The sequence below is a fragment of the Gilliamella sp. Fer4-1 genome (assembly GCF_001690515.1).
GTDB lineage: Bacteria > Pseudomonadota > Gammaproteobacteria > Enterobacterales > Orbaceae > Gilliamella > Gilliamella apicola_C.
In genome coordinates, this window is record NZ_LZGZ01000042.1 from 1 (window position 1) to 5,018 (window position 5,018).

4 protein-coding genes are annotated in these 5,018 nt (G+C 36.4%); 1 reads left to right on the forward strand and 3 read right to left on the reverse strand.

Features of this window, described 5'->3' with window-relative positions; genetic code table 11:
• Positions 1–147 precede the first annotated feature (147 nt).
• Positions 148–2,382: a 3-hydroxybutyrate oligomer hydrolase family protein gene (locus A9G30_RS01455; RefSeq protein WP_065580361.1), complete on the forward strand. Its 2,235-nt coding sequence runs from the start codon at positions 148–150 to the stop codon at positions 2,380–2,382.
• A 71-nt stretch (positions 2,383–2,453) separates the two neighbouring features.
• Here A9G30_RS01455 and A9G30_RS01460 read toward each other — a convergent pair whose 3' ends face one another.
• From A9G30_RS01460 to fsa, 3 genes are all read right to left on the reverse strand, one after another.
• The gene (locus A9G30_RS01460) at positions 2,454–3,035 is read right to left on the reverse strand and encodes an acyl carrier protein phosphodiesterase (protein WP_065587814.1); all 582 of its coding nucleotides are present in this window, start codon (positions 3,033–3,035) and stop codon (positions 2,454–2,456) included.
• 17 nt (positions 3,036–3,052) lie between these two features.
• Positions 3,053–3,859: a siderophore-interacting protein gene (locus A9G30_RS01465; RefSeq protein ID WP_065587815.1), complete on the reverse strand. Its 807-nt coding sequence runs from the start codon at positions 3,857–3,859 to the stop codon at positions 3,053–3,055.
• Positions 3,860–4,023: 164 nt separating this feature from the next.
• Positions 4,024–4,686: a fructose-6-phosphate aldolase gene (gene fsa / locus A9G30_RS01470; RefSeq protein ID WP_065568097.1), complete on the reverse strand. Its 663-nt coding sequence runs from the start codon at positions 4,684–4,686 to the stop codon at positions 4,024–4,026.
• Positions 4,687–5,018 lie beyond the last annotated feature (332 nt).

Consider the following 5,018-nt stretch of genomic DNA (forward strand, 5'->3'; position numbering starts at 1 on the left):
TAACGAATAACAAAAATTCGTGTATAATTACATAGTAAAAGACTAAAACTATCATAATAGGTATATTAATCAATAAATAACCATCTAATTTTTGCAATAAACCATAATAATTATATCTGCTAAAACGTGATTGCAACGGAATTAAAAATGAAACAGAAAAAAATAAAAACATTAGCCAAATTGGTATTTTTTGCCCTTGTCGCCATGCCATTAATTGCACAAGGAAAACCAACAAAATCAACTTCATTGGGCGAAACCGCAAAAACAAACACAGTTCAAGAAAATACTAGCAAAATCACCAATACTGACAATAAAACAACTCCTGATTCAAGCAATACCGTTGCGAGCATGGAATCAGCAGTAAATGAGAAAGTAGTAAATGAGAATATAGATGCTCAGAGCCATAACACAAAAAAAATTGACAATACAATAGTAAAACCTAAATGGCTAGTTCGCAGTACCTTGGCGTATTATGATGGCGATAGCAACGATCTTGTTACTGCTGGGCTCGGTTTTACGCCATTATCAACCAGTAGTATCACGCCTGACGTTGAAATTCCGACCAAACCACACTTTCAAGAACGCCGTCAAGCCAAGCTAAATCGCTATATTGATACTAAAATTGGGGAAGGATCACTATTTGGTTTTAGGAAGCAAGAATTAACACCTTTATTTGACGGCAAATTTGCAGGCACCGAAATAACAGCCGTACAAAGAAATGATGGCGTAGGTATGTTATTACAAATCCCAATTGATTTTAATAAACATAAGCCCTGCATTGTTGCAGTTCCAGCTAGTGATTCGGACGGGATATTAAATGCCAAAGATGTCCAAATTCGTGGATTATGGGGACTTCGTCACAACTGCGCAGTGGTCTATAATGACAAAGGATTAGGCAACGGTATTTATGATATGGAACACAAAGTTGGCTTTACCGTATGGGGAGAAGTACAAACTGGTAATATCTTATTTTATACTTCAATTGATAATAAAGAAAAATACATAAAAAAATACCCGCATCGCTATGCGGTAAAACAGTTGCACTCAAAACTAAATGCCGAAGCCCGCTGGGGTGAGCATGTATTAAAATCCATAGAATTTGCCTTTTATGAACTCAATAGTATGTTTTCACCTAATGATCAAGCTATCTTTAACAAAGATAACACCCTTGTTTTAGTCTATGGCGCAAGCGATGGTGGTGGAGCAGCATTAAAAGCCGGCGAATTAGATGACCAAAATATGATTGATGGTATTGTTGCGGTCAATCCACAAATTCAACCAAAACTTGATAATACCCCTGTCTCGATCAAGATAGGCGATAGCAAATCACACAAACTACAAGCCAGATCCATTGCCAATTACAGTGCTTATGGCGCATTATATATACCATGTGCAATCCCAGCAATAAAAGCACATAAAAATGATTCTTACGTGCCGTATGCCGATTACTTTCTTTATTCACAAGAACGCTGTAACGCCCTTAAAAAAGCAAAATTACTCACCACAGGCACGCCCAAAGAAGCACTAGAAAAACTACACAAATATGGTTGGACACCAGAAATGGATATCCAGCTACCGTATTTTTACTATACTGAATCTATCGGACTGCCTTACCAATATATTAGCGCATATGGTAAATACGATGTCACCGAAAATATGTGTAACTTTTCAGTGGCAAGCACTCAGCAAAATCCAATTAATTATACAGGTAAGGTTGCACCATTAGAGGAAATATCGTTTCAGCAAATATGGGGAATGGCCAACGGGCATTTACCGCTATGGAATGGACCGAATGCAACTATTTTGGATCTTGTTGAAAACGAGGATCTCAATACACCAAGGCGAGAGTTCTATTCTAGCTCTCAAACGAAGGGGATAGTTGATTATGGTACTAAAGGATCTATTTGTGTTTATAAAAAATCACAAGAGCCACGCGTTGAGCAAGGTATAAAACAAGTTAGCGCTTCTGGCAACTTACATGGCATAAAAACCTTTATTATACATGGACGTAATAATGTTAAACAACTATCAAACTACACATCGCGCCCTTATGTGGCATTAAATAGTTTAGTTGAAGGAAGTCAGTCACAACTGCGATATATTGAAGTTGAAAACGCTAGTTACTTAGATGGTAGGCCACCGTTTGACAATACCTTATTACCGATTGATTATTATGGTGAAGACGCCATTGAATGGTTATGGGCTAACTTAACCAACAAAGCAACATTACCTGTAAGCCAAGTTGTGCGCACAAAACCTCGAGGTGGTAAAAGTGGCTATGCCCCACAAGTAACAAACAAAAATCTAAAACCGATTAGCCAATTGCCAAATCGTAAGGATGTTATCCAAATAAACGATGGTAAACTAATATTACCTAATTAATCGAAAAATACTCACCGCTATCGGCTTAAGCTACAGTGTATAAAACTTAAACCGATAGCACTAAATCCAACTTAGTTAATGCCTTGTTTTACTGTTAAACAAATTTTAGGATATAACAAAAAAAACAGCGCCTCTAATTGGCCATAATGTTGTTTGATATCAATAATCGTTTCTTCTAGCAAATATAATTTCGGTCGCCGCTGTGCCATACCCGCTAACACGTCGCCAACAAAATCGAGAGATGCATAATTTTCGAGCCACAACCCACGCCACATCGCATTCATAAAGTGCTGATAATCAACTGGATAAACGCTAATATATGGTTGGATATACGCTTTGGTTGCTTCATTAAATTGAGCTACACTAGGCAACAGCCCATAGCTATCCCAATGCTTTGACAAGAAATGATCCCATACAATATCCAATGTAATGGCAGCAACGCGCTGATACGATTGACGGAACAGTAATTTAGCTTGTTTAACTTCAAGCAGGTTATCAGTCAAGCTATCAATTTTTCGGTGCAACATAATGCCATCAGCAATATCAGTATCATAAATTAAATACGGATCACCTTTAACAAAATCGGCCACAGTATTACCAATTAACGAACTATGTGCTAACGTGGCCAAATGTAAATGAGCAAGAATATTCATAAAAAAGCAACCGCTAATTATTCACGATGTTTAAATTCACCTTCGGCAAAACCTTCTCGCCAATAGCTAGTAATATGAAAAGCATCCGGCGGTAAATGTGTATATTTATCCTTAACCGCATGGCGAAGAGCTTGTGCAAGCGAGCGCTCCATTCCTCCCCAAAACAGCAGTTTACCTTGCCTTGATAAATTAGCGTTGATTACCGCATTAATTAATTGATGGGGATTATCTGGATTTTGTACTAGCCAACAAACTTCAATATTTTTATTGTCTGATAATGAAACAATATCATTTTTATGATTTACTTCAATGAAGGCAAAAGCTTTATGCTTTTTAGGTAGATGCTCAAGCGTATAACAGATCGCTGGCATGGCTGAAACATCCCCCATTAACACCAAACGATCATCAGTAAACTGCAATTTACTGGCAGCACCAATCAAACCAATTTGATCCCCAATCTTAGCTTTTTGTGACCAAACCGACGCTAAACCAGTCTGATGAATAGCAAAATCGACAAAAAACTCATTATTAGCACATTCAAACTCACGCACACTATAACTACGAATAAGTCGGCGTAATTTATCGTCAACAACGATTTTATTATTATCATCAAACTTGGGAAATTCTATTTTACCAATTAAAGGATCAGGAAATAACAATTTTAAGTAAGGACAAATCCATAAAGGATTAATATCAACTTGCTTATTACAACTAAATTGGACACGAATAAAACTAGGCGAGATTTTTTCAACATTTAATACTGTGAGTAATGCATTAACAATAGCTTTTTTATTTACTTTGATTTTATTATTTTTTTCATCCATAGCATTGCACCTTATAGTGATTAATATTAAGAATCATCATACAATAAAAAATGTTAGAGTTATGCTATTTTTACAATTGAAAAAGGCAGATCAGCTTGTTCCACGCCAAAGCAGCAAAACAAGCTCAAGTCAAAAAATAGGTAAACAAAAATAGGTAAACAAAGTTAAAACGTTAGTGCACCAAAAGCACTACACCAATCGTCATCAAACTTAGTGATTGCCGCATCGACTGCTGGATCAGAAATAAACAGTTCAGCCACATCTATGGGCAAAGTAATCGATTGGCATCCAGCCAGCATACAATCTAACGCTTGTCTCGGTGTTCTAAAACTGGCAGCTAATACCATTGACTGTGGGCAATGCAAATCTAACAATTTTTGTAATTCTTGTACAGTATCTTTGCTACTTCCACCTTGAGCATCAATACGATTAACATAAGGCGCAATATATTTAGCGCCCGCTAATGCTGCTAAAAACCCCTGCCCTGCGCCATAAACAGCAGTACCTAAGGTTGGAATACCTTGCAGGGTGAGTTCTTTGATTGCCATCAACCCTTGCGCATTAACGGGAATTTTTGTCACAATCGATGGCACTGCTTTTCTTAGCTGATGCGCTTCTTTTATCATCTCTTCAGCATTGCTTGACAATACTTGCGCAAATAACAGTTTATCAGCACCCAGCACGTCTTGTAATTCAGCCAATAATGAAAAAATAGACTTACCTGCTTTTGCCACAATACTAGGATTGGTGGTTACGCCATTAATTGGCAACACTTTAGCTAAACGTTTAATGGCCGTAACATCAGCGGTATCTAGATATAGTTCCATGGTTCACTCCTAATTCAGAGCAATCATCATCTATTAACTTAGAACAACATTTTTATACTAAACATCATTTTTATACTAAACATAGTAAAAAAAAATCACCCAACCGCCTAGAAGACGTTTTTGCCATTTACTGGATTTATATACGCTAGATGAAAAATTTAGACTTAGATCACACAATCATAAATTAAAAATAGCCTATTAAATAAAAAATAATTTATGTTGATTTCATATTTTTTATATCTGTATATAATCTCAACAATTGCGCACAACTTGATTTATCATCAATTTAATCTTATGACAGATTTCATTAACAACAAATTAACTAAGTTAGT

Excerpts from the sequence above, each read along its gene's own strand:
- A9G30_RS01455 (WP_065580361.1), top strand. The coding sequence starts at position 148 with ATGAAACAGAAAAAAATAAAAACATTAGCCAAATTGGTATTTTTTGCC.
- A9G30_RS01460 (WP_065587814.1), bottom strand. The coding sequence starts at position 3,035 with ATGAATATTCTTGCTCATTTACATTTGGCCACGTTAGCACATAGTTCG.
- A9G30_RS01465 (WP_065587815.1), bottom strand. The coding sequence starts at position 3,859 with ATGGATGAAAAAAATAATAAAATCAAAGTAAATAAAAAAGCTATTGTT.
- fsa (WP_065568097.1), bottom strand. The coding sequence starts at position 4,686 with ATGGAACTATATCTAGATACCGCTGATGTTACGGCCATTAAACGTTTA.